This window comes from Mastigocladopsis repens PCC 10914 (assembly GCF_000315565.1).
In the GTDB taxonomy this organism is placed as follows: Bacteria; Cyanobacteriota; Cyanobacteriia; order Cyanobacteriales; family Nostocaceae; genus Mastigocladopsis; species Mastigocladopsis repens.
This window is the reverse complement of record NZ_JH992901.1, coordinates 2,978,365-3,001,666: the sequence shown is the minus strand read 5'-3', so window position 1 is coordinate 3,001,666 and position 23,302 is coordinate 2,978,365. Positions and strand designations below refer to the sequence as shown.

Sequence of the window (23,302 nt, the reverse complement as noted above, 5' to 3'; positions counted from 1 at the left end):
TATTAATTATTCTTGATGAGTCATGCATCAGATATTTGACTTTTGACTTTGTTTATTATTGAGAACTTAAGCGGATAGCTAGTTCTGAGAAGAGAGCAGCCAGGGTGGTACGGTCTGTTTTCGCAATATGAAGTTCTTGAGATTCTTGTTGCACTAAAGCCACAATTTCTTCGTATTTTTGCCGGATGTCATCTTGTAGGCTTTTAGATTGGTTAAGAATTTGCTCACGAAGTTCTCGCTGGCTATTGGTAGTTTGTTCTTCAAATTGGGCAATTCTTTTTTCTAAAGACTGCGTTATATTTTTGTCTTCCTCAGTAAGTGCTTTCACTGCTTCAGTGCGTTCTACTTGTTCGTTTTTTAGCCGATCTGCTAGGGACTCAACCTCTTTCTTTATATACGTTTCCAACGAATCTAGACGTTTTCGTGTTTCATCCCGTAAATCAGCACATTCTTTTAACAGACGTTCTTCTAAGCGGGTAAACTTTTTTTCCACCTCCCGCATTTGATGACCAAAAAGAATATCTCTAACTTTTGCTAAACTCTGACCTTCTCCCATATCTGTACTACTATCTGTAGCACCAAAAAGAGACTTATTTATATTTTGGTTTAGTCCTACTTGAGATAGTTCAAGTGTACTATGATTGCCGTGTTCTCCTTCAGGCTGGTTCATATTATTAATCCTTTCGGGGCTGCAATAAGCTTTGCTCTTTGTTGTTTGGTCACATCTTTGTGATGTTTTTGTCCTTCCCTAGAAATAGTTTTCGCTCATACTCCGTAGGGTAGCATCCTTAAATCATAAAGCAAGTAGCATCCTCTAGAAAATTGAAATATTTATTTAACAAAATTAATTAAAGTAAAATTTTTATATAAAAATTTTAAAATACTAAATTGTATATAACTCTTGTAAATAAGATTTAAAGAAACCCGATTTCTTAAAGAAATCGGGTTTTTATGCTTACTATATATTTCCACGATCTTCCCAATTATCTGCACTAAGTACAGCTTTGCATTAATTTGTGGCGTTTTAATTTGTAGTAAGTGCTTTAGCACTCTTCGTGCTTACTACGAACTATATGCATCATCTTCATTTCGTTACCAACTTTTGCAATCCTGTACTAAGGGCGTTTATCATTGATAAAATTGGGTATACCCAGTACTGAACAAGGGAAGTTAGAACCTAGCTGTTGGACTATCGGATGCTTGAGTGAGTTACAGCCAAGTAACAATAAATCCGCACCTTCTGCTGCCACCACTTTTCTCAATTCCTTGGCAATGCAACCAAACCGAAGATGAGCTTTAAAAGAACTCTTCCATTCCACAGCTAGACAACTTGCTTGCCGGAGGATACATTCTGCTTGTGCAAACCTATCCACCAATATTTCTTGTTGGTATGCTGCGTTAGCCTGCAATTTTGTTTGAGTGATAACACCTGTGTCAAACCCTCTTAAGGGGAAGCTTGTTGGACAGTGTGGTGGGATTTGTTCTGTTGCTCGCATACTTGCAAATTCCTCTGTTTGCAAGACATCTCCACCATGACTACTTTGATTTTCCTCTATTACATAGACGACTTGAACTGTCACTTGCGCCTTTGTGGCTAAACGTGTTTGATGAGCAATCAACAAGGCAATATCTAACGCAGTATGGCTGTTGGGAGAACTATTATAACCAACAATTAAATTGACTGAGTTGGTTGATTGAGTCTGTAAAGACAAAGATGTTTTTGGCGCTGACATTAAGACCATTTGCTCAATTAAATCATCTCTACCAATGGCATTTTGCAGACGCACCAATATAGGCTTAAGATTCATATTTTTATCTCTCTCTCAATAAGAATTAACACAAACAATGACTCATCTGCAATTCATAATCCGTAATTGATTTTGTGACTAGAAATGACGAATTATGAATTATTAATTTTTTCAATTACTCGTCTTGAGTGAAATACCGATCTAAGAAATTTAGGGCGTAGTTGCGGAGGTCATAGTACTCTTTTGAGTTCCTCATAGCAGCGCGATCGCGTGGATGAGAAAACGGTACTTCCAGTATCTCCCCAATCTTAGCCGCTGGTCCGTTGGTCATCATAATAATGCGATCCGACATATAAATTGCTTCATCTACATCATGGGTAACCATCATGACCGCCTGTCGGTGATTTTCCCAGATATCCAACACTTGCCGCTGCAATTTACCCCGAGTTAGCGCATCTAACGCTCCAAAAGGTTCGTCCATGAGCAACATTTTTGGACGAATTGCTAATGCTCTAGCAATACCTACCCGCTGCTTCATGCCACCAGAAATTTCATCAGGATACTTATCCGCAGCCGCTGTTAAATTTACCATTGCCAGGTGTTCATTCACAATGCTAATTTTTTCAGCACGATTGGCATCTTTTAGCACTTCGTCTACAGCAAGCCGGATATTTTCCCGCACAGTTAACCAAGGTAACAGCGAATACTGCTGAAACACCATCATCCGCTCAGCGCCTGGTTTACGAATTTCTTTGCCATCTAACCGCACTAATCCAGAAGTCGCTTTTTCTAAGCCAGCGACAATCTTTAAAAGTGTCGATTTCCCGCAACCGGAGTGACCAATAACAGAAATATATTCATCTTCGCCCACTGTTAAATTGACATTATCTAGGACGACAAATTCAGCTCCATCAGGTTTTGTATATGACTTGAATAAATTTTCAATCTCTAGAAATCCTGTGCGAGGTGAAGCCCTATCATAGGCATCTGTTGAGAAAGAGGTAGATTTCATTTGATACTCCTGCAATTAGTCATTCACAAGCATACAAAGGACACTCAACACAGTACTATTAACTCTGCTGAGTCTGCTAGGACATAAAGAAAGATTTGGGAGCATTGGCTCTAATCTCAAAACTCTTGAGATACCCGACTGGATCGCTGGGGTCAAAAGCTTTCTTGTCGATAAATAGTTCAGCTTGTTCTATCTTGTAATCTTCTTTTGGAGATTCAATTCCCATTTCAGCAGCAATTTCTCGGTACAAGTCAGTTTTCCAAGCTTTACGCGCCAATTCTTCAGCATTTTTGGGAATTTCTTTAATTTGTCCCCAACGAGCTGACTGAGTCATTAACCAAATACTCTCAGATTGCCACAGAAATGTTGAATGGTCATTTGGCGCTTTGATAAGATTAGTCGGTTTTTCAAAAAATATTGTTGTATCAGTCGATTTCACCAGCCGTTTTTTGCCATCAAAACCGCCGTAATTATATTCGCCGACAATCCCTGGTTTTGTTAATTTGAGTTTTGCTCCTGTAAATGACTTATTCGTGATAATCTTAGCCACTTCCTCCCGATTTTTTGGATCGCCACAATAGCGGCAAGCTTCTATCATTGCCTTAACCAAGGAGCGATAGGTTTTGGGATTTTCTTTAATGAAAGACTCCATCACGCCTAGAAGTCTATCTGGGTGTCCTTGCCAGATTTCCTTACCCTGAGCGAAGGTAAAGCCAATTCCGTCATTGCCAGTAATTGCCCGTGTATTCCAAGGTTCTGCCACCATATAACCTTGCATTGCCCCAATCCGCATATTCACCACCATCTGCGGCGGTGGAATAATGATAATGCGAAATTCTTTGTCGGGAGCAACTCCAGCAGCAGCAGCTAAGTAGCGGATAAAGTATTCATAAATAGCTGAACTTAGCACCACTGCCCAAACTCGTTGCTCGGATGGTAATTTTTCAAAGTAATTGCGAAAATCGCGCCCGAACTCTTCCAAATTGCCGTTATAGTCTCGCCAAGGACGCAACCCCGAATTCCACATTGCTTTATTCATCGTCATGGCGTTACCGTGACGGTGAATTGTCATTGCCGCACACAAAGGTGCATGACGTGCGCCTTCTGCACCTGTTCTAGCATTCGTCACCGCACCACTCACGACTGGCGAAGCATCAAGGCGACCAAAAATAATGCCGTCACGAGATGTCCCCCAGCTAGCCTCGCGGCTGAGGGTGACATTCAAACCATACTTGCGGAAAAACCCTTTCTCCCAAGCTACGGCAAAGGGAGCGCAGTCATTCACCGGCACATAGCCCACTGTAATGTTAGGTTTTTCCAGTGTCTTGGGGTCTACGACTGGTTCCACCGCCAATGCTGCTGATGAGATTCCTTTGGGCGCACGGTTAGCATTAATGGCACAAGAAGAAAGTCCACTTGCAAATGCTGTTGCTCCCAGTCCTTTGACAAAGTCTCTTCGCGTCCAGTTATTTGTGTTATGGTCACTCATGAAAAACCTCCTGCGGCTGCGAAATCACTCATTAACCACGAAGGTACAAAAGTTTTTTGTCGTATCCTTCCTCGCCCTCTATGGTCTGTTAGCTCTTTGTCCTCAGATGCGTTGGGTTACTAACGCACCAATACTAAAGGTGGTGACTCTACGCTGCGTTACACTGCGTTAACGCACCCTACACCTGATTATTGAGTGTTGACAAATAGCTAGTTTGAAGTTATGGGGCGACGAGTGACTAAAGCTTGTATTTTACCGATGGCGTAATCAAGAAATAGCCCTGTTAAGCCAATCACCAGCACGGCAAGAAAAACGGAGTTTAGGTTCAGGCGACTCCATTCATCCCAGACAAAAAAGCCAATTCCAATACCGCCTGTGAGCATTTCTACAGCGACGATAACTAGCCAAGCAATTCCTAAACTAATCCGCAAACCTGTAAAAATATAAGGCAAACTTGCGGGCCAGATGATTTTTGTAATTCTTCGCCAACGGGGCATTTCCAGAACTCTTGCCACATCTAGATAATCCTTGGGAACACTGGAAACTCCCAAGGCAGTGTTAATGATTGTGGGCCACAAAGAGGTGATGAAAATGACAAATATTGCGGATGGATCTGCCAAATTGAAGATTGCCAGGGCAATAGGAAGCCATGCCAAGGGTGATACTGGTTTGAAGATTTGAATGACGGGATTGAGAACCATCAGTGCTGTTTTGGACATCCCAATCAGAAAACCAACGGGAATTGCAACAATAGCACCTAGCGCAAACCCTAACAATACCCGTCGGATACTTGCTATCAGTAACCAGCCAATACCTAGATTTCCAGGTCCTCTTTGGAAGAATGGGTTGAGGATGTAATCTAAATTTGCGACCAACGCTTCAGGCGGGCTGGGCATCAATTCATGGTTTGCAAGGGCAATAATCCACCATACAACAATAACACCCAAAAAACCAATCAAAGGAAACAAGAAGGCATCCCGTATTATCACGGGTTTAGCATGTTTCCAAGCTGTTCGACCAGCAACTGCCAATATGGCAGCTACATTCAGTTGAAATATCATTTGTGACCTCAACAGACTCAAGCGCAGGTACAAGTAATCTGAGCAGTACCAGCCAAGGATACTGATGAGATCAGAACATTATACATACATTATACATAATGCTGTCTCTTCAGTCTCCTCTCATTGCCTACGAAGTTAGCTGACGGGCTAGGGCTGAGAGATACCCCTCTCATAGAAGCAGAAACAACAAGGAAGAAAGATACACTTATTCCTAGTTCTTCACTCTTTTTTTCTTCTTCTATGAGATACGCCCCATACTTTGGTTCCTCCGCTCCAACTTACGCAATGCGATTCATTGGATTAGGCTGACTTACTCTTATTTTTGATAAATTTAACATTGATACATAGTAGCGTCAAGCTACCTTAAGATATAGTTTTTTGCCTTGAAAACAAGTATCTTTGAATTGAGTCAATTCATCTGTATTAAGATATATAAATCTTAGCTAAAAATCATGTATTTTTATGCTGAGTCATCACATACTTTTAATAACTAAATGTAGCACCTCTCTACATGGATAATAAAAGATTTTTCTCTGCTATTATGTTTATCCACTGATAAGTGATGAAAGATTTTAGTCAATTGCTGCAGGATAAAACTCGGACGATTATAGAACAGTGGGTGGAAGCTGTTCGACAAGATAAAAAGATTTCTAGCACCAATAATTTATCTCGCACAGCTATTGAAAACCATCTTAGCCATATCCTCTTGGCGCTGGCAACAGTGCTTTCTCAATATCAAGATGATCAAATCCAACCCATAATTCAAGCGAGTTTGCATCATGGTATTCTCAGGGCAGAGCAAGGTTTTGATGCAGCAGAAATTGCAAGAGAGTATCGTCTCTTACGTAACATAATATTTAGAACTTTAGAATCAGAATTACTGGAAGCCTCAGCACAAGACGTGATGCGAGCTGTGCGTTTGATTGATATGGTGTTGGATGAAGCAATCGCCTACTGTTTCCAAAGTTACACACAACAGCGATTGGCAGAAGTAGAGCAGTTGCAAAATCAACTCACCCTCAACAATCAGGAACTCACTCGCTTGGTGCGGGCAAACCAAGACAACATATCGCATTTGGCACACGAACTCAAAAGCCCTTTAACTTCGATTATTGGTTACTCTGATTTGTTTTTGCGCCTCCAACGCCAAAAATCCGAGGAAAAAGACACCCTTAGTCATCTAGAGCATGTTGAGCGCGTGCTACGCAGTGGGAGACTATTACTCCACCTGATTAACGATGCACTAGAGATTTCCCGTTATGATGCAGGGCAGATGAAACTGCAGCCAGAACCAACCAGTGTGCATGAATTAATTAGAAATGTCTCCGAAATGTTGGAGCCTTTGGCTGCTAATAAAAATTTACAAATGAGAGTTGAGTGCGATTCGGCTTGCGCCGATAGCTCCGCTTCACGCGCTCCTGAAGAAGTTCTCACAGACCCGTTACGGTTGCAGCAAATTGTAACAAATCTTGTCAGTAATGCGATTCGCTACACAGAGTCGGGAAGTATAAAAATTACGTGTAAAACCTTGGGCGTGGACAAATGGACTATTGCAGTCTCCGACACTGGGATTGGTATTGAACCAGAAGACCAAGCGCACATTTTTGAACCCTACTTTCGCATCCCTTATGGCACTAAGTCCTTCCTTCCTGATAGTACCGGCTTGGGCTTGGCGATAGTTTCACGGCTGGTAAAACTATTGCAAGGTGAGATTAGTGTAGTCTCGCAGGTGGGAGTTGGTTCTACTTTCACGGTGACTTTGCCATTGACAGTGGAAATGTGAAGTGTGGTGTAAAAATCCTGCCTAGTTTACATCCTTTTTTGTTCTTTCACCCTAGCAAGCGCATCTTCAGCAGCTGCCTTTTCAGCCTCTTTTTTACTACGCCCCCTGCCTTCTCCGTACTCTTTATCTGCCACAAATACTTTAGCTATGAATTCTGGAGCATGAGATAAACCACCTGCTTGAACTGTGACATACTTGGGTGGTGTTTGGGTGATGTTGCGTTGCACCCATTCCTGAAATCGATTTTTAGAGTCTACATTTGAGCGAAACTCCACAATACTTTCAGGGACAGAATCAAATAGCGGTTCCACAACACCACGAACTGCTTCAATATCAAAGTTGTTGTCTAGGTAGTAAGCGGCAATGACTGCTTCAAAGGTGCTACTCAGTAGGTTGGGATTTTGGTAGCCTCCTTCTAAACTTGCGCCTTTACCCAACCGCATTCTCAAGTCTAAGCCAACCTCAGTTGCAAACTTTGCCAATTGCTTTTCATCTACCAGCGCGGAACGCCGACGAGTTAATTCGTCTTCGCCCTTTTCCGGGTGACGTCGATAGAGATATTCGCCACTTAAAAAAGTCAGCAAAGCATCACCGAGAAACTCTAAGCGTTCGTTGTGTTCCCCTTCTTGGGGGTTCTCATGGACATAGGAACGGTGTGTCAGCGCACGACGTAGAAGAGAAGCATTCTGAAAGCTTTGTTGTTTAATAATTTCAGCCAATCTCTGTGTTTCTGTGTTAGGGGTTTTTTCAGTTTGCTGAGGACAGAGCATTGCTAGGACTTCTTGCTTGTGCTGTTGTGCAACATTTGCCTCAGATGCAGAGATAGCCTTGAGAAGTCGAGCAATCGTGTCGAGAGCGCGATAAGTGTCCTCTATTGAAAAGCGAGATTGATGCGCCCATGTATTGCGGACTTCAACCAGTTCACTCACTAAAGCACGCCCGGTACAACCTAGTTTTTGACTGAATACCTGATCCCACTGCCCAATTATTATTTTCAATAAAACAGAACTATCATCATGCAAAATATCTTTGGCGTCACATCTTAAGGTTTCGTCATCAGACATACATGATGTAACGTCCGTTAGCCAGCGCTCACCATAAACTTTTTGCATCTCCCTTTTTATGTATGGGTATAAGCCCTGATTTAAAAGAGTGAAACTCCTGCCAACTCGTTCGTGGTTACTAATAGCCATCGTGGTAGTTAAAGTAACATTATTTCTGGGTAATCATTTTATGCACTTTATTGAAGTGCCAGAAAAAATCCATCCATTAACAACTTTTCATATCATCAAAACCGCCTCAGTTCAAAATTGAACTGAGGCGGTTTAATTGTAAATTATGAACGTTCCTGGAAGGGATGAGAATAAAACTCGTCTCTAGCTCTGCGAGGAAAAGTATAAAATCAATCCTCAAAGGATAATTCGTAACTAAGTTGCTAATGCCAAATTACGAATTACTTTCTATTTCTTATGATATGGATAGCTGCACCTGCTACTCCACCATCGACTGCATCCCCAAGGGTATCTTTACCTGGGCGAGTAATCGTGCCAGTCACCGTGCTAGCGGCTACACCTACTCCAACATCTTGACCCAAGTTCCGATTTCTGGGATTGCGTCTAGCACCATTGGCAGCATTAACAGCAGCACCAGCAGCAGCACCCTTAACGGCATTATTTAACACGTTACCACGACCTCGGACAGCTCCAGAAACTACCCCAGCACCTGCTCCAATACCTATATCCTCTAGGATTTTTTTATCAGCAGACGCCGGTTGAGCAGGAACTAAGGTGACACCTGCTAAACTTGCAGCCATGAGGCAGGGCATAAGTGTACGTTTCAAAATTTTGTTCATACGACTCACCTTCTCAATGCATCAAATAACCTGAGAAAAGTTTAAGTTGATACAGTTGTATTTAACCTTTCTCCTAGTCTAGGCAATTCCAAAGCTTTCTTACACGAAAATGCTTTCATAATTACCGTACCTTTTATTCAAAATGCCTGAATCCACTCTTTGACAGAGTATTCGGTCCAGATACCGTTTTGCCAGTAGGGGTCAGCCTCAACTAACTGACGCACGGTGGCTTCGTCTTCGGCTTCGTAAATACCAAAAACTTTAGTTAAATCTTTGGTAGGACCAATAGTCATCAACACACCGGATTCTTTCTGTTTCGCCAGTCCGTCTAGATGTGCTTGACGGTAAGGGGCGCGTTTTTCGAGAACGTCTTCGCAGTAAGTTCCCCACATTACGTATTTAGGCATGGCTATATATTACAATTCAAAATTCACTCATTCAAAATTCAAAAACAAGACACAAGAGAGAAGAAAGAAGAAAGAAGAAAGAGCAAAGAATTTCTTCATTTTTCACTCTTGATTCTTGAGTCTTAACTTCTTAGGGTAACGCCGAATTTCTCCACTAGGGATTCGCGGACTTTGTTGTGTACTGGTTCAATTTCGGTATCGGTGAGAGTGCGATCGCTCGAGCGATAAATCAAGCGAAATGCCAGACTCCGCTGTCCTTGGGGTACGTTCTCCCCGCGATATTCATCAAACAATTCCACAGACTCCAGTAAATCTTTAGCTGCTTTGGTAATTGCTTTTTCAATTTCGGCAACTGTCACCTTCACAGGTGCGAAGAAAGCAATATCTCGATCTGCCGCTGGATAGGTAGAGTAAGGCTTAAATTGCGGTACTAAGATTTCATCTTCGTTTAGAGAATTTAAAAGCACATCTAGATCCAACTGGAATACGTAAACTGAATCTGGTAAACCTTTTTCTTGTCGTAGTTGGGGATGCAGTTGCCCAAAGATACCCAATCTGTTACCCCGTACCCATAGGGAAGCAGTGCGTCCTGGGTGCAAGCGGGAATCTCTGCGATCAGGTTGGTATTCCACTTGCAAGCCAAACTGTTGGTATACATTTTCTAAAATACCTTTGGCTTCAAACCAGGTCATGGGTTGTTCGCGACCGCTTTTTGTCCACTTGCTAGAGGAAATATCGCCTCCCATAATGCCAGCAATGGCATCTGCTTCTTGCAAACCTTCTTCTTCTTGCCAGAAAATTCGCCCAATTTCAAAGCCGTTGAGCGAACCATTCCCCTGTTCTTGGTTGTATTGAAATGCATCAATCAACCCTGATATCAAGTCGGTTCGTAATGCAGAATATTCGACAAATAACGGGTTTGCGAGCACGATTTGTCTGTCTTCCCCTGGTTTTACCAAGGAATAGTGCATTAATTCTGTCAATCCTTCTGCTCGCAATACTGCTCGTAACTTGCGTATCAGATCTTGTTCAACAGGTAAATAACCTGCTTCTGCCTTATCGGGTAAGGTGTCGCAAAATTTATCGTAGCCGTAGAGACGGGCAATTTCTTCAACTAAGTCTATTTCCCGTTCTAAGTCGCGATAACGATAGGGAGGTACCTCAACCGTCCACCTTTGGTCGTCTATGGGAGTCAGCTGACATCCTAGTGCTGTCAGGGTACGTTCCACATCTGCACCTTGGAGTTCCCCTGTTTGCTCTCCCAAGTCGATTGGTCCTAAAACCTCATTCACTCGGTCTAAACGCAGTTCAATGGAACGTGACCAAGTGGCCCGATCAGGACGGGAGTCAGCAATTTCCTGATGTACTATAACTCCATGAGCCAGTTCGTTCATAAGTGACAAAGCACGGCGCGTGGAGACTTCCAACTCAGCGCGGTTGACTCCCCGTTCGTATCTCCCAGAAGACTCGCTTCTTAATCCCACGCTTCGGGAAGAACGGCGAATTGCCACAGAATCAAACAGCGCGGCTTCTAATACCAGGTTTTGAGTCCCATCATGCACTTCGGTTTCTTCACCACCCATGACTCCAGCCAGGGCAACAGGTTTATTATTGGCGGTGATTAACAAATTTTGGGTAGATAAGGTGCGAGTTTGTCCATCCAGGGTTTTGAGAGTTTCCCCAGCGTTGGCGAAGCGGACACCAATTTGTAGAGACGTACCATGGTAGGTCTCCATACCAGCAACAGATTGTAAACGGTTACCATCAAAGGCGTGCAGTGGTTGTCCCCATTCCAACATGACGTAGTTAGTGATATCTACAACATTATTTATGGGTCGCACTCCAGCAGCACGCAGACGCTGTTGCAGCCACTCAGGTGATGATGCAATTTTTACCTGGTCAATCACTGTACCAATATATGCTGGGCAAGCTTGCGTATCGGCAATTTTTAAAGCTAAATTAAACCCACCTTGAGAAATTGAGACTTCACCAGGTTCGGGAAGCGTCAGCTTTGCCCCTGTCAGGGCTGCTACTTCGCGCGCTATGCCAACCATACTTAAAGCGTCAGCACGGTTGGCGGTAGCAGTGACATCTAAAATCACATCATCTAAACCCAACAGTGGACGTACATCATTCCCAAGTTGCAGGTTCTGTTGGGGAAAAATATGAATTCCGTCTACATCGCTAGGTAAACCCAGTTCCTTGAGGGAACAAATCATCCCCTGTGATGGGACACCTCGTAGTTTCGCGGGTTTTATTTTTAAATCGATATTTGGTAGGTAAGTGCCTACAGTTGCCACCGGCACGTAGATATCTGCCCGGACATTGGAAGCACCACAGACGATATTTAAAGTTTCACCCGTGCCGATATCGACTTGGCAAACACTCAATTTATCAGCGTTGGGATGGGGTTGGCGTTCCAGCACTCTCCCCACAACAACACCCGCAGCCCAAGTGCGGCGGTCTTCAATATCTTCCACCTCAAACCCAGCTAATGTCAGTGTTTCTGCTAGTTCTTCTGGGCTAAGTTTCAACTCCACTAGTTCTTGCAACCACTTTAGTGAGATACGCATGTCATGTGTTGTCTTGTCTGAGATCTAAGCTAAATCACGATGCACAGACTATTCTAGAACTAATCCACGAAGTTCCTCACCCATTGGGACAAGCTCTTAATTAACTGAATGGTATTGGGGTATAGGTCAGGTTCAGTTAAGAATAGTTATCTATTGAGGCAAGCTGAGTCGCAAAGCGACACCTGCTGCGCGAACGGATGCAGGGGAAGCTGAGCCCTCCAGACACGCTGCGCGAACGGATGCAGGAGGAGAGAACAAAGGCTTATCACCAAGCGTATTGGAGTATAGGTAAATCATTCAAACCTCAAAATGAAAGTATTATTAAAAATAAATTAAAAATAAATTATATTAACCTAATAATATTAATCCCTAGGGTTGTTTCCTGATATCCTAATTTCACTTTTTTTGCTATTACTTATATACTCATAACTAAATTATTAAGCCAAATGCATAAACACTATTTTGAGTAAATCTGCACGAGTAAAAGGCTTAGTTAAATATCCGGAGGCTCCCACCAATCTTGCTTTTACTCGGTCTACAAGACCCCTGTTTCCTGTTACCATTATTATGGGAGTTTTTTTAAAAATTGAGTTATTTCGGACGATTCGGCATAATTCATAACCATCTATGCCTTCCATGTTCAAATCGAGTAAAATTAGGTCTGGTTTGTGCCGAATAATCGACATAACTGCTTTCAATGGGTCGTTAATTGTGACTACAGAAAAATTTTCATCTTCTAAGAAGCGGCTAATTTCTTTGAGAATCGTGGGACTATCATCTACAGAAATAACTTTATATATTTTTTGCGAAGTAGCAGGAGTAGGAGTTTCTGTCTCAGATTCAAGGTTATTATTATTTGATTTTGTTAATTCCTGAGCTTGTTCTTTATGAGGAGAAATCGGGACTTGTCGCTGATGAGTAGCGACATTCCCCGCAGAGATAGCAGAGTCTTCTTTAGAGAGGATACTGCTTGATGCAACTGCTGAATCCACTAAGCTAGTTTTGGCTTCAGCGACATAACTAGGGTTTTTTACTAAATTTACAAATGTCTTTGGTAATTTATCAAAGGGTGGATCAGGCTCATGCAATAATATGGTACCATTTAAAATATGAGGGTATAATATTCTAGCTAGTTGGATTTCGTCTTGATTTATAATCACTGATATGTGCCGCAGGCTAAAACCTTTCATCCATTCAGTTAAATGAGGATCTATTCCTGATGAAGTTGTTTGACTGTTTGGGATGTTAATTAACAAATATGGACGCTGATAGGGAGAAGAAATTTGGGGACCTAATGACTGCCAATTTTGCAACTTCTGTTGGCAGCGTTCCCCAATTTTTTCTACATCAAGCTTGCAAATAATTGGAACTCGATAATGAGAATCTTTTAGTGTAAAAGTTCCTTGTTCGATTAAAAGATACGACTCCAAGACTTCTTTGACCAATTCTTGAATTAGCAACGCTGCTTGTGTAGAATGCAGATATCGTTCACTAACTAACCAGCAAATGGCTTGATACTCAGGAGGGAGTATAGACTGCTCCCTGGTCTTGTTAGGATGTTCTACTGGCTGACTTTGTGAGTCTGGTTCAAACATCAAACGTAATTGGACACGAATTTCACCAGTGATATTGGGAACATGATGACTCAGGCGACGCAAATGACGTTCTAGTCGGTCAAAAGGTTCGACTGAATGAGTCGCATAAGTTATTTTCCCCTGCTCTAAATATATTGACCAATAAACGGAGTTGCTCAGTACTTGTAAACAAGTACTTTCAGAACAATTAGATAGCTGTCTCAATAAACTTAAGGGACGTAGTTTTGTGAATGTGCCAAAATTATTCATTTCTTTAGAGATTTTTCGGAAAATAAGACCGATTCTTTGAATTTTCGAGTTATCGGTAAATTCAGTAATAAGGTATTTCGTTAACCTTGATATTTCCCTATAAAGAAATTTTCTCTGCCCTTATTATTGTATACATATATTACAAGATGTGAAGGTAATATTATAGCTAGTATGTTACATTTTCTCGTAACATACTAACGAAAGACCTTTTTCCATCTATTTGAATGTTAGTTAAATAAGTAGGATGACAAAGGCGTAGTTAAAGTACGGATTTTATGAACTTTACTTCATTGCTTTTATCTAAAATCCGACATTTCTACATCGAATCTTTAAAATTATGTGTTAGTAAAGCTACTGATTTATTGTATTCTATACGTGTTATGTATAAATTTTGCTATGTGTTTCCCAGCAGGTAATACCGACTACTGGTTGCTTCAGTTTTGCTTAACTATGTCCCAAGTAAGATTTCACAAATTTGTAAGGAATTTGGCAGCAGAATTTTGTTTAATAAAGAGTAAAATATCTGCAAACAAACAAATTACATATAGTTTGGTTGACACTTTAAACTACTATATACTTTGAGCAAAAGGAAAGCTAATCGTTGGACTTTAACATAACACAAAAAGTTATGCCTGATACATTAAGACTTGATGAAGTAGTGGAGTTTGCTGAAAACCCAGAACCCCGTTGTCCTTGTGTACTTTTACTAGATACATCTGGCTCAATGCAAGGTATGCCAATAGATTCGTTGAACCAGGGCTTGCAAAGTTTCAAGGAAGAATTAATTCAAAATTCCTTGGCTGCAAGGAGGGTTGAAGTAGCAATAGTTACTTTTGATAGTAATGTAAATGTAGTACAGGACTTTGTGACTGCTGACCAATTCAGTCCGCCGATATTGGCAGCACAGGGACTGACTACTATGGGTGCTGGAATTCATAAAGCTTTGGATTTGATTCAAGACCGCAAAGCTCAGTATCGCGCCAACGGTGTTGCCTACTATCGTCCTTGGGTCTTCATGATTACTGATGGTGAACCACAAGGCGAGTTTGAAGATGTTATAGAGCAAGCGGCGCGGCGTCTACAAGCGGATGAAGCAAGTAAACGTGTTGCATTTTTTACTGTTGGAGTGGAAAATGCGAACATGACACGTTTGAGTCAAATAGCTGTGCGTACTCCTTTAAAACTCCAAGGACTCAATTTTGTTGAGATGTTTGTTTGGTTGTCAGCTAGTATGTCAGCGGTTTCTCATTCAAAGGTAGACGAACAGGTGGCACTACCACCAATTGGCTGGGGTTCTGTTTAGTAAAGAGGTGGCTGAATGCTCAGGCAAAGAGCAGCAATGAAAGATGATTTATGAACACTTTTAAACAGATACCTCACTGGCGGGTCGTAGCCGCATCAGTATGTGGCACGAGCCACTTAAAGAACAAGCAGTTGTGTCAGGATGCTCATCACTGGCAGATTTTGCCAGATAATATTTTAGTTGTTGCAGCAGCAGATGGTGCTGGTTCTGCAAGCCTGGGTAAGGTGGGAGCAATGATTGCTGTGGAAACAGCAATAGAAAACATATCAATCAAAGACATCTCAGGGCGAACCATAGCCGATGATGATGCTGTGCGATCGCTTTTGATTGAGGCAATGCTTGCAGCCAAAAAAGCCGTCGAGGAAGAAGCTGTTGCTTGTGAAAAGCAGCCATCGGATTTAGCAAGCACCTTGATTATTACAATCGCGACACCAGAGGTTGTAGCAGTGGCGCAAATAGGGGATGGTGCAGCGGTGGCGAAGGATGTCCAGGGGAACCTCATAGCACTGACCATGCCTGATAGTGGTGAATACATCAACGAGACAGTTTTTTTGACCTCGCCGACCGCCCTAGATAGCGCACAGTTGAGGGTGTGGCATCAAGCTATAGTTAATGTAGGGGTTCTTACTGATGGACTACAAATGCTTGCCATCAACATGACCGTGGGTGTACCTCATAAACCATTCTTTTTTCCGCTGTTCGACTTTGCGGCAAAAGCTGACGATAAGATGGTGGCAAAAGAGCAGTTAGTGAGGTTTTTACGTTCGGATAGAATAACCCAGCGTACAGATGATGATCTAACACTCATAATTGCTGCCTTAAGCAGTTGATTGGCGAATTTGCCTGTCCGCAAGTGTATACATTTATAGGGTATCTATAAAAAATATATCATGCAGGTACTACGTTCTCTTCCCAACCAAAAAATTAGTAATATCAGCCTCTCCTCAAGTCTGGGACGAGGCGGTGAAGCGTGTATATACACAGTGCCAACAGATGCTGGTTTAGTAGCCAAGGTTTATCACAAGCCAACACCTGCTCAAGCTCGTAAACTGGAGGTCATGCTTACCCATCCACCGGAAAACCCAACCGCCAGCTTAGGGCATATTTCAATTGCTTGGCCGGTTGAGTTGTTGCACGCGCCAGATGGAAGCACTCAGGTGATAGGCTTTTTGATGCCGCGCATTCGGGGAATGCGTCCAATCATCGACTTTTATAATCCCAGAACCAGGCGCCAGCACTGTCCTTTGTTCAACTATCAGTACTTGATTCGCACTGCTCGCAATCTAGCTTCGGCTTTTGCCGCTTTGCACGCCAGTGGCTACTGTGTCGGCGATGTGAATGAGTCGAATATCCTCGTCAGTGACACGGCATTAGTGACGATAGTAGACACAGATTCGTTCCAGGTACAAGATCCAGAAAATGGAGTTGTTTACCGTTGTCATGTAGGGAAACCAGAATTTACCCCACCAGAACTTCAAAATAAAACTTTTGCTGAGTGCGATCGCTATTTTGCCCACGACTTGTTTGGGTTATCAGTGCTGATATTTCAACTATTGATGGAAGGCACACACCCATTTTCAGGCATTTATCAAGGAGCAGGTGAACCTCCGCCATACGAAGCACGCATTGCAGCAGGGCATTTTACCTACAGTCAAAACCGAGGCATACCCTACATTCCAACACCCATTGCACCTCCATGGGAAATTCTGCCTCTGGGCTTGCAGGATCTGTTTGTACGTTGTTTTGAGGATGGTCACAATAACCCGCAGATTCGCCCTAGCTCTCAAACTTGGCTAACGGCGCTTGCTGATGCCGAAAATTCCCTGATAAGCTGCACTATCAACCCCCAGCATCGCTACAGCAACCACTTGGACAGATGTCCTTGGTGCGAACGTACTTTGCGATTAGGTGGACGTGACCCATTCCCATCTCTAAAGGCAATAGCAAATAAAGAACATTTACAACCGCGAGTACAACCGAAAAGACGCCAAGTTCAAGCTCCTCGCACACCACAACCTGCGATTCCATTTACCCGTATTAATCGCGCTCCCGTACCTCAAAATATTTCCTACTATAAACCTCCTAAGAAGAGGAAATTTTACCCTGTTGTTTTCGGCTTGCTTGGCGTTTTTGGGGCGTTAGGGTATTTGGATTTAATGATTAAATTTACAAATCGCCCCTTTGTCGCCCAAAGCTCTTATGTTCAGCAAAATTTGATTTCTCTGGCTAGGGATAAGAGTAGCAAGAATCAAAATTTTGCTGATTACTACAAGAAAGGTCATGCTTCATACAAAGTGCGAGACTACGAGCAAGCCATTGAAAATTTCACTCAGGCAATACAGAAAAACCCAAAACACGCAAAATCCTATATCAACCGTGGCAATGCTCACTACAACCTGAAAGAGTATGAAGCAGCGCTTGCGGATTACAATCACGCAATTACCATCAATCCCACGGAAGTAAAAGCTTATGTCAATCGGGGTAATGCCCGCTATATGCTTGCTGAATATAGCAGCGATCCAGACAAAGAGTATAACCTAGCAATTGTAGACTATAACGGAGCCTTACGTCTCAATCCGAATGAAGTAGAAGCATACATAAGACGAGGTATTGTTCGCTCTCAAATTGCTAAGTACAGTGGCGATTCTCAATATGAATATAAAAAAGCAATTACTGACTTCAACCAAGCACTGAACCTGAATGCATCAAAGGCAGAAGCATTCTTTCAGCGGGGTCTGGTGCGTTATCAAGTTGCCCAGTATAGCAGCGATTTCGAGCAAGAATACAAACAAGCAATTGCTGATTTTAACCAAGCATTGAATATTAATCCTAGACTCCCAAAAGTCTATCTAAAACGAGGCGTTGTCCGCTACGAACTTGCACAATATGGAGGTGGCAAATCTAGCCAGTACCATAAGCAAGCAGTTGATGATTTGCAGACAGCGGCCAAAATCTCTTTAGAGCAAGAGGATATGGACAATTATCAACAAGCATTAAGCAGCATCTGTGTTGTTGTAGAAAACAAATGCGATAATTTTTTGCAAACAACAAATGTGTCGGAACACACTAACTAAGTACAGTTTTTCACACATGTGTAGCGTTATAGCTTGTAGTTGGGCTACTCTTCGAGCAGCCTTGCTCCATGTATCCAATACTCTCTTAGCTGAAAAGTCTTACAAACTTAGTGCAATTCTGTACTAATAACAAGTCAATGAAATAACAAATCAAAGCTGTTCCGCTAGGATGCTTACCACTTTTACTATTGACTTTTGTATTACAAAACAGTTCATTTTTTGGAATTTTGAAATAGTAAGAGTTAACTATTTCATAAGCTGTTATTTTGCATTATTTAGAAATTGCCTAAATGCTTTTGTCTCTGGTTTTCAGGTACTTATAGATCTTTTTCATTTTTTCATACTTAAGATATATTTATTCATCTTGTCTTCATACTTGAAGATGAATTAACGGTTAGATTATATACTGAGAAAATTGATTAATAACTTTTTCTCTACCCAGTCCATAGATAGAGTGAAAAGTTAATTCCTCATCTACCTAAAAGACTTAGAGATAATCCCATGAAAGCAGTGATTTTAGCGGGAGGGCTTGGTACACGCTTAAGTGAAGAAACTAGCGTCAGACCCAAGCCTATGGTGGAGATTAGTGGTAAGCCAATTTTATGGCACATCATGAAGATTTACTCCGCCAACGGCATCAATGACTTCATTATCTGCTGTGGTTACAAAGGTTACGTTATTAAGGAGTATTTTGCCAACTACTTCTTACATATGTCAGACGTCACCTTTGATATGCGATTTAACCAAATGAATGTGCATGCGGGTAACGCAGAACCTTGGCGTGTCACCCTAGTAGATACGGGCGACAATACAATGACCGGCGGACGTTTGAAGCGAGTTAGAGAGCATATTGGCAATGAAACTTTTTGCTTCACTTATGGTGATGGTGTGAGCAATGTCAATGTCACAGAGCTAATTAATTTTCACAAAGAACAAAAGACTTTAGCAACAATGACAGCGGTTCAACCACCAGGACGCTTTGGTGCTATTGTCTTAGGACAAGAACAAACAAAAATCACTAGCTTTCGGGAAAAGCCAGAAGGCGATGGAGCTTGGATTAATGGCGGTTATTTTGTGCTAGAGCCTGAAGTCATCAATTTGATAACTGATGATACCAGTATTTGGGAGCAGACACCATTGGAAAAGCTTGCAGAAATGGAACAGCTATCTGCTTATAAGCATTATGGCTTTTGGCAACCAATGGATACTTTACGTGATAAAAATTACCTTGAGGATCTGTGGAAGAAAGGAAAGGCTCCTTGGAAGGTATGGTGAGCAAGAAAGAAGATAGAACATAATTCTTGACTTTTCACTCATCATTCTTTATTACGCGCTCCTCACTCTTTACTCTTCGATACTTCTATTTCCAAGGACTAGAAAACCAATGTATGACTTCGTAATTATAGGTGGGGGAATCGTTGGTCTTTCCACCAGTATGGCTTTAGGGAAACGCTATCCCAATGCACGCATTCTGGTTGTAGAAAAAGAGAGCAATTGGGCTTTTCACCAAACAGGCAACAATAGTGGTGTGATTCACTCTGGTATTTACTATAAACCGGGGAGTTTTAAAGCTAAATTTTGCCGTGACGGTTGTCGCTCTATGGTAGAATTTTGCCAAGAACATGGAATTGAGCATGAAATTTGCGGCAAAGTTATAGTTGCTACGGATGAAAAAGAGTTACCTCGTTTAGAAAATCTTTACAAGCGAGGTTTGGAAAATGGCATAGAAGTTAAGAGAATGACTTCCGAGGAAGTCAAAGAAATCGAACCTCATGTCAGTTGTGTTGGGGGAATACTCGTCTCTTCTACAGGTATTGTAAATTATAAGCAAGTTTGCCTTAAGTATGCTGAAATCATAAGACAGCAGGGAGGAGAACTGCGTCTTAATACAAAGGTTGAAAAAATAGTAACTAGTGGCAACCATCAGGTATTAGAAACTAACAACGGCACCTTTGAAACGCGCTTTGTTATCAATTGTGCCGGATTGCATAGCGATCGCATTGCCAAAATGGGTAAAGTCGATCCAAAAGCCAAAATTGTTCCTTTCCGGGGAGAATACTACGAACTCACGCCAGAAAAACGCTATCTGGTGAAAGGTTTGATTTACCCAGTTCCCAATCCAGATTTTCCCTTCCTAGGTGTCCACTTTACGCGCATGATTGATAGTAGCGTACACGCTGGACCAAATGCCGTTCTTAGCCTTAAGCGCGAAGGCTACAACAAAACCGACTTTGACTTGCGTGATTTTACAGAAGTCATGACTTATCCTGGTTTCTGGAAACTCGCAGCCAAACACGCTGACGAAGGCATCCAGGAAATCATTCGTTCCTTTAGTAAAGCAGCCTTCACCAGAAGTTTACAGACACTCATTCCCGAAGTCCAACAAGAGGATTTAGTTCCCACCCACGCTGGTGTCCGCGCACAAGCGCTGATGAACGATGGCAAACTAGTGGACGACTTCTTAATTGTTCAAGGTCAAAACTCCGTCCATGTGTGCAATGCACCTTCCCCAGCAGCAACATCTTCCATCGAAATCGGCAAAGCAATTGTCGCCCAAATTCCCGAACAGTCGCATCTTAAAGCCATAGTCAGTCAACTTTAAAATATTTTGTTTGCCTGTGCTTACTTAAGTTAACAGTTTTGATAAAAAGCACAGGCATTCTGGCATTCCTTAATTTGTGAGAACATTTAATTTAAGGTTGTAATTAGTTATCAGGGTGAAACTAATGTTCCTTAACTCAAATGTTCAGCCAATTGTTCTTGTTTGTGCTGCTGATAATAACTATGCAATGCCACTTGCTGTCACAGTTCGTTCAGCAATAGCCAACCTCAAAAAAAACCATAAAGTAGCATTATATGTTCTTGATGGAGGTATTACTGAAGCTAACAAACACAGAATTAGCAAATCACTGAACCACGAACAGGTCAGTATTTTATGGGTGCAGCCAGATGAGACGCTCTTTGAGAATTTAGTATTAACCAGACATTTAACCCTGGCTTGCTATTATCGGCTTCTGATTACTGAATTTTTACCAAGCGAGTTTCATAAGGCAATTTATTTAGATACCGACATGATAGTGACCGGAGACTTAGCAGAGTTATGGGCTATCGACATGGGAGATAACTATGCATTAGCAGTTCAAGACGATGTTGAATTGTACATAGGAATGTCTGAGGGTTTGAGAAACTATCGTGAGGTGGGAATCTGTCCAGATTACAAATATTTTAATTCTGGACTTTTAGTCATTAATCTTGACAAGTGGCGAGCAGATGATATTGGAAGCAAGGTTATTGAATACATAAGACAAAATAGAGAGTATGTACGTAACGATCAAGATGGACTAAACGCAGTTCTTGCAGGTAAATGGGGAGAACTTCATCCGAAATGGAATCAAATGCCCCAGATACATCAATATTCATCCTGGAAAGATAGCCCTTTTACAGAGGAGATTTATGACGAACTGCGACACCGCCCTTGCATTATTCACTTCACCAATTCTCCTAAACCCTGGTATGCAGGATTGCAAGCAGAATGTAAACACCCTAAAAAACATTTGTTCTTCCAATATCTTGACATGACAGACTGGTCAGGATGGCGAGATACCTTTTGGAGACGGCTTTGGAGAAAATTCATGAAAGCCACATCATTGACTACCTCAAAACTTTAAAAATAGTATGTTACGGTGCATAACATATGTACCAAAGGTGTGTGATGGCAATAATTTATGCAGTCATGAAGACATTATAAATTAGAGTTCCCAAACCACCCTTATGCAGAACAATGCACCGTACTCCACTATAGTTATGTACGGCATCAAATTGAACTTCAATAGGAATTGAAAACAATGAAAATTCTAGTCACTGGGACTGAAGGTTATCTTGGTAGTTTATTGCCTCCCTTGTTCATCGAACGAGGACATGAAGTTATTGGCGTAGACACAGGCTTTTATAAAGTCGGTTGGTTGTACAACGGTACTCAAGTCACAGCGAAAACTCTCACTAAAGATATTCGCCATATCACCTCAGAGGATTTGCAAGGTGTTGATGCCATAGTTCACATGGCTGAACTGTCGAATGACCCAACAGGACAACTCGCACCGCATATCACTTACGAGATTAACCATAAGGGTTCAGTTCGTCTTGCCAAATTGGCAAAAGAAGCGGGTGTGCGTCGTTTTGTGTATATGTCTTCGTGCAGTGTCTATGGCGTTGCTACCGAGGGTGATGTCACAGAAGAATCTGCTGTCAATCCGCAAACCGCCTATGCAGAATGTAAGACGTTGGTAGAGCGAGATGTCAAGCCACTCGCTGATGATGACTTCTCTCCTACGTTTATGCGGAATGCCACTGCCTTTGGTGCTTCACCAAGGATGCGCTTTGATATTGTTTTAAACAATTTGGCTGGTTTGGCATGGACGACCAAAGAAATTAAGATGATCAGTGACGGTACACCTTGGCGTCCGTTAGTCCATGCGTTGGATATTTGCAAAGCTATTGTTTGCGCGGTGGAAGCTCCTCGTGATATCGTACACAACCAAATCTTTAACGTGGGAGATACGGCAAATAATTATCGAGTCAAAGAAATTGCCCAAATTATTGCTGAAGTTTTCCCTGATTGCAAATTGAGCTTTGGTGATCAAGGTGCAGACAATCGTAGCTATCGGGTATCTTTTGAGAAAATTAACACCGTTCTACCCGGCTTTAAATGTGATTGGAATGCTCAACGAGGAGCACAGCAGTTGTATGATTTGTTCTTGCAAATTGATATGACTGAAGACGTTTTCTTGCATAGAGGGTTCACTCGATTAAAGCAGCTAGAGTATCTCATTCGTACTCAGCAAATTGACAAAGATTTCTTCTGGAGTAAGTAAACTGTCACAATGGCTGAAAAGCCATCATGGAGATTGTCTGATGGTAATGTTCATCTAAAAAAAGTTGATAGCTCACGGTTTAGGTTCAAAATTCATTAACTAAATCTTTACATAGAGTGGAGAATTTGAATTATCAACTGGAAATTATAAACATAGGTTGAACATTACCAACAGTCAAACTCTCTTTAATAAAGTTAGTAGATAGAATCTGCAACCAAGCTTTTAATTCTCACGTTTCTATAAACACCGATGCAATTCTTTCAGAATTACCTATACGAAGTTTTT

The 23,302-nt window shown here is 41.8% G+C and carries 18 protein-coding genes, 1 pseudogene and 1 riboswitch; of the genes and pseudogenes, 8 read left to right on the top strand and 11 right to left on the bottom strand.

The window, feature by feature from the left end; all coding sequences use genetic code 11:
• Positions 1-55 precede the first annotated feature (55 nt).
• The 5 genes from MAS10914_RS0115485 to ntrB form a co-directional block, all read right to left on the bottom strand.
• Positions 56-670, bottom strand: a complete 615-nt coding sequence (locus MAS10914_RS0115485; RefSeq protein ID WP_017316855.1) for a hypothetical protein — start codon at positions 668-670, stop codon at positions 56-58.
• Between the two features lie 445 nt (positions 671-1,115).
• Complete coding sequence (locus tag MAS10914_RS0115480) at positions 1,116-1,808, bottom strand: universal stress protein (protein ID WP_017316854.1); 693 nt, start codon at positions 1,806-1,808, stop codon at positions 1,116-1,118.
• 115 nt (positions 1,809-1,923) lie between these two features.
• The gene (locus MAS10914_RS0115475; RefSeq protein ID WP_017316853.1) at positions 1,924-2,760 is read right to left on the bottom strand and encodes an ABC transporter ATP-binding protein; all 837 of its coding nucleotides are present in this window, start codon (positions 2,758-2,760) and stop codon (positions 1,924-1,926) included.
• Between the two features lie 76 nt (positions 2,761-2,836).
• Entirely contained in the window at positions 2,837-4,249 is a 1,413-nt protein-coding gene (locus tag MAS10914_RS0115470) for an ABC transporter substrate-binding protein (protein ID WP_017316852.1), read from the bottom strand.
• 209 nt (positions 4,250-4,458) lie between these two features.
• Entirely contained in the window at positions 4,459-5,310 is an 852-nt protein-coding gene (gene ntrB, locus MAS10914_RS0115465) for a nitrate ABC transporter permease (protein WP_017316851.1), read from the bottom strand.
• A gap of 109 nt (positions 5,311-5,419) precedes the next feature.
• A riboswitch (cyclic di-AMP (ydaO/yuaA leader) is annotated at positions 5,420-5,627 on the bottom strand.
• 245 nt (positions 5,628-5,872) lie between these two features.
• On the opposite strand from ntrB, the gene MAS10914_RS0115460 reads away from it, so the two are divergent.
• Complete coding sequence (locus MAS10914_RS0115460) at positions 5,873-7,093, top strand: sensor histidine kinase (RefSeq protein WP_017316850.1); 1,221 nt, start codon at positions 5,873-5,875, stop codon at positions 7,091-7,093.
• A 26-nt stretch (positions 7,094-7,119) separates the two neighbouring features.
• Here the strand turns inward: MAS10914_RS0115460 and rnc are convergent, their stop codons facing one another.
• The 6 genes and pseudogenes from rnc to MAS10914_RS0115430 all read right to left on the bottom strand — a co-directional run bounded on the left by rnc (position 7,120) and on the right by MAS10914_RS0115430 (position 13,769).
• A complete protein-coding gene (gene rnc, locus MAS10914_RS35580; protein WP_026082578.1) occupies positions 7,120-7,803 on the bottom strand; it encodes a ribonuclease III in 684 nt (227 codons plus the stop codon).
• A gap of 120 nt (positions 7,804-7,923) precedes the next feature.
• Positions 7,924-8,286, bottom strand: a pseudogene (locus MAS10914_RS36215) (Swt1 family HEPN domain-containing protein); the annotation flags it as partial.
• 260 nt (positions 8,287-8,546) lie between these two features.
• Positions 8,547-8,945: a hypothetical protein gene (locus MAS10914_RS0115450; protein ID WP_017316848.1), complete on the bottom strand. Its 399-nt coding sequence runs from the start codon at positions 8,943-8,945 to the stop codon at positions 8,547-8,549.
• Positions 8,946-9,082: 137 nt separating this feature from the next.
• Positions 9,083-9,352: a YciI family protein gene (locus tag MAS10914_RS0115445; protein WP_026082577.1), complete on the bottom strand. Its 270-nt coding sequence runs from the start codon at positions 9,350-9,352 to the stop codon at positions 9,083-9,085.
• A gap of 122 nt (positions 9,353-9,474) precedes the next feature.
• On the bottom strand, positions 9,475-11,925 hold the full coding sequence (gene pheT / locus MAS10914_RS0115440) for a phenylalanine--tRNA ligase subunit beta (protein WP_017316846.1): 2,451 nt from the start codon (positions 11,923-11,925) through the stop codon (positions 9,475-9,477).
• 437 nt (positions 11,926-12,362) lie between these two features.
• On the bottom strand, positions 12,363-13,769 hold the full coding sequence (locus tag MAS10914_RS0115430; RefSeq protein WP_017316844.1) for a response regulator: 1,407 nt from the start codon (positions 13,767-13,769) through the stop codon (positions 12,363-12,365).
• A 628-nt stretch (positions 13,770-14,397) separates the two neighbouring features.
• On the opposite strand from MAS10914_RS0115430, the gene MAS10914_RS0115425 reads away from it, so the two are divergent.
• The 7 genes from MAS10914_RS0115425 to MAS10914_RS0115395 all read left to right on the top strand — a co-directional run bounded on the left by MAS10914_RS0115425 (position 14,398) and on the right by MAS10914_RS0115395 (position 23,017).
• Entirely contained in the window at positions 14,398-15,072 is a 675-nt protein-coding gene (locus MAS10914_RS0115425; protein ID WP_017316843.1) for a vWA domain-containing protein, read from the top strand.
• Positions 15,073-15,122: 50 nt separating this feature from the next.
• A complete protein-coding gene (locus MAS10914_RS0115420; protein WP_017316842.1) occupies positions 15,123-15,902 on the top strand; it encodes a PP2C family serine/threonine-protein phosphatase in 780 nt (259 codons plus the stop codon).
• Positions 15,903-15,962: 60 nt separating this feature from the next.
• Positions 15,963-18,146, top strand: coding sequence for a tetratricopeptide repeat protein (locus MAS10914_RS0115415; protein ID WP_017316841.1), 2,184 nt, complete (start codon positions 15,963-15,965; stop codon positions 18,144-18,146).
• A gap of 501 nt (positions 18,147-18,647) precedes the next feature.
• Positions 18,648-19,421 (top strand): glucose-1-phosphate cytidylyltransferase, encoded by a 774-nt coding sequence (rfbF, locus tag MAS10914_RS0115410; protein ID WP_017316840.1) that lies wholly within the window; start codon positions 18,648-18,650, stop codon positions 19,419-19,421.
• A gap of 109 nt (positions 19,422-19,530) precedes the next feature.
• Entirely contained in the window at positions 19,531-20,748 is a 1,218-nt protein-coding gene (lhgO, locus tag MAS10914_RS0115405; protein ID WP_026082575.1) for an L-2-hydroxyglutarate oxidase, read from the top strand.
• Positions 20,749-20,872: 124 nt separating this feature from the next.
• Positions 20,873-21,814, top strand: coding sequence for a glycosyltransferase family 8 protein (locus MAS10914_RS0115400; protein ID WP_017316838.1), 942 nt, complete (start codon positions 20,873-20,875; stop codon positions 21,812-21,814).
• Between the two features lie 177 nt (positions 21,815-21,991).
• On the top strand, positions 21,992-23,017 hold the full coding sequence (locus tag MAS10914_RS0115395; protein WP_017316837.1) for an NAD-dependent epimerase/dehydratase family protein: 1,026 nt from the start codon (positions 21,992-21,994) through the stop codon (positions 23,015-23,017).
• Positions 23,018-23,302: the final 285 nt, after the last annotated feature.

What these genes read in the sequence shown, in the direction of transcription:
- MAS10914_RS0115485 (WP_017316855.1), bottom strand. Translation starts at nt 670, where the DNA reads ATGAACCAGCCTGAAGGAGAACACGGCAATCATAGTACACTTGAACTA.
- MAS10914_RS0115480 (WP_017316854.1), bottom strand. Translation starts at nt 1,808, where the DNA reads ATGAATCTTAAGCCTATATTGGTGCGTCTGCAAAATGCCATTGGTAGA.
- MAS10914_RS0115475 (WP_017316853.1), bottom strand. Translation starts at nt 2,760, where the DNA reads ATGAAATCTACCTCTTTCTCAACAGATGCCTATGATAGGGCTTCACCT.
- MAS10914_RS0115470 (WP_017316852.1), bottom strand. Translation starts at nt 4,249, where the DNA reads ATGAGTGACCATAACACAAATAACTGGACGCGAAGAGACTTTGTCAAA.
- ntrB (WP_017316851.1), bottom strand. Translation starts at nt 5,310, where the DNA reads ATGATATTTCAACTGAATGTAGCTGCCATATTGGCAGTTGCTGGTCGA.
- MAS10914_RS0115460 (WP_017316850.1), top strand. Translation starts at nt 5,873, where the DNA reads ATGAAAGATTTTAGTCAATTGCTGCAGGATAAAACTCGGACGATTATA.
- MAS10914_RS0115450 (WP_017316848.1), bottom strand. Translation starts at nt 8,945, where the DNA reads ATGAACAAAATTTTGAAACGTACACTTATGCCCTGCCTCATGGCTGCA.
- MAS10914_RS0115445 (WP_026082577.1), bottom strand. Translation starts at nt 9,352, where the DNA reads ATGCCTAAATACGTAATGTGGGGAACTTACTGCGAAGACGTTCTCGAA.
- pheT (WP_017316846.1), bottom strand. Translation starts at nt 11,925, where the DNA reads ATGCGTATCTCACTAAAGTGGTTGCAAGAACTAGTGGAGTTGAAACTT.
- MAS10914_RS0115430 (WP_017316844.1), bottom strand. Translation starts at nt 13,769, where the DNA reads ATGAATAATTTTGGCACATTCACAAAACTACGTCCCTTAAGTTTATTG.
- MAS10914_RS0115425 (WP_017316843.1), top strand. Translation starts at nt 14,398, where the DNA reads ATGCCTGATACATTAAGACTTGATGAAGTAGTGGAGTTTGCTGAAAAC.
- MAS10914_RS0115420 (WP_017316842.1), top strand. Translation starts at nt 15,123, where the DNA reads ATGAACACTTTTAAACAGATACCTCACTGGCGGGTCGTAGCCGCATCA.
- MAS10914_RS0115415 (WP_017316841.1), top strand. Translation starts at nt 15,963, where the DNA reads ATGCAGGTACTACGTTCTCTTCCCAACCAAAAAATTAGTAATATCAGC.
- rfbF (WP_017316840.1), top strand. Translation starts at nt 18,648, where the DNA reads ATGAAAGCAGTGATTTTAGCGGGAGGGCTTGGTACACGCTTAAGTGAA.
- lhgO (WP_026082575.1), top strand. Translation starts at nt 19,531, where the DNA reads ATGTATGACTTCGTAATTATAGGTGGGGGAATCGTTGGTCTTTCCACC.
- MAS10914_RS0115400 (WP_017316838.1), top strand. Translation starts at nt 20,873, where the DNA reads ATGTTCCTTAACTCAAATGTTCAGCCAATTGTTCTTGTTTGTGCTGCT.
- MAS10914_RS0115395 (WP_017316837.1), top strand. Translation starts at nt 21,992, where the DNA reads ATGAAAATTCTAGTCACTGGGACTGAAGGTTATCTTGGTAGTTTATTG.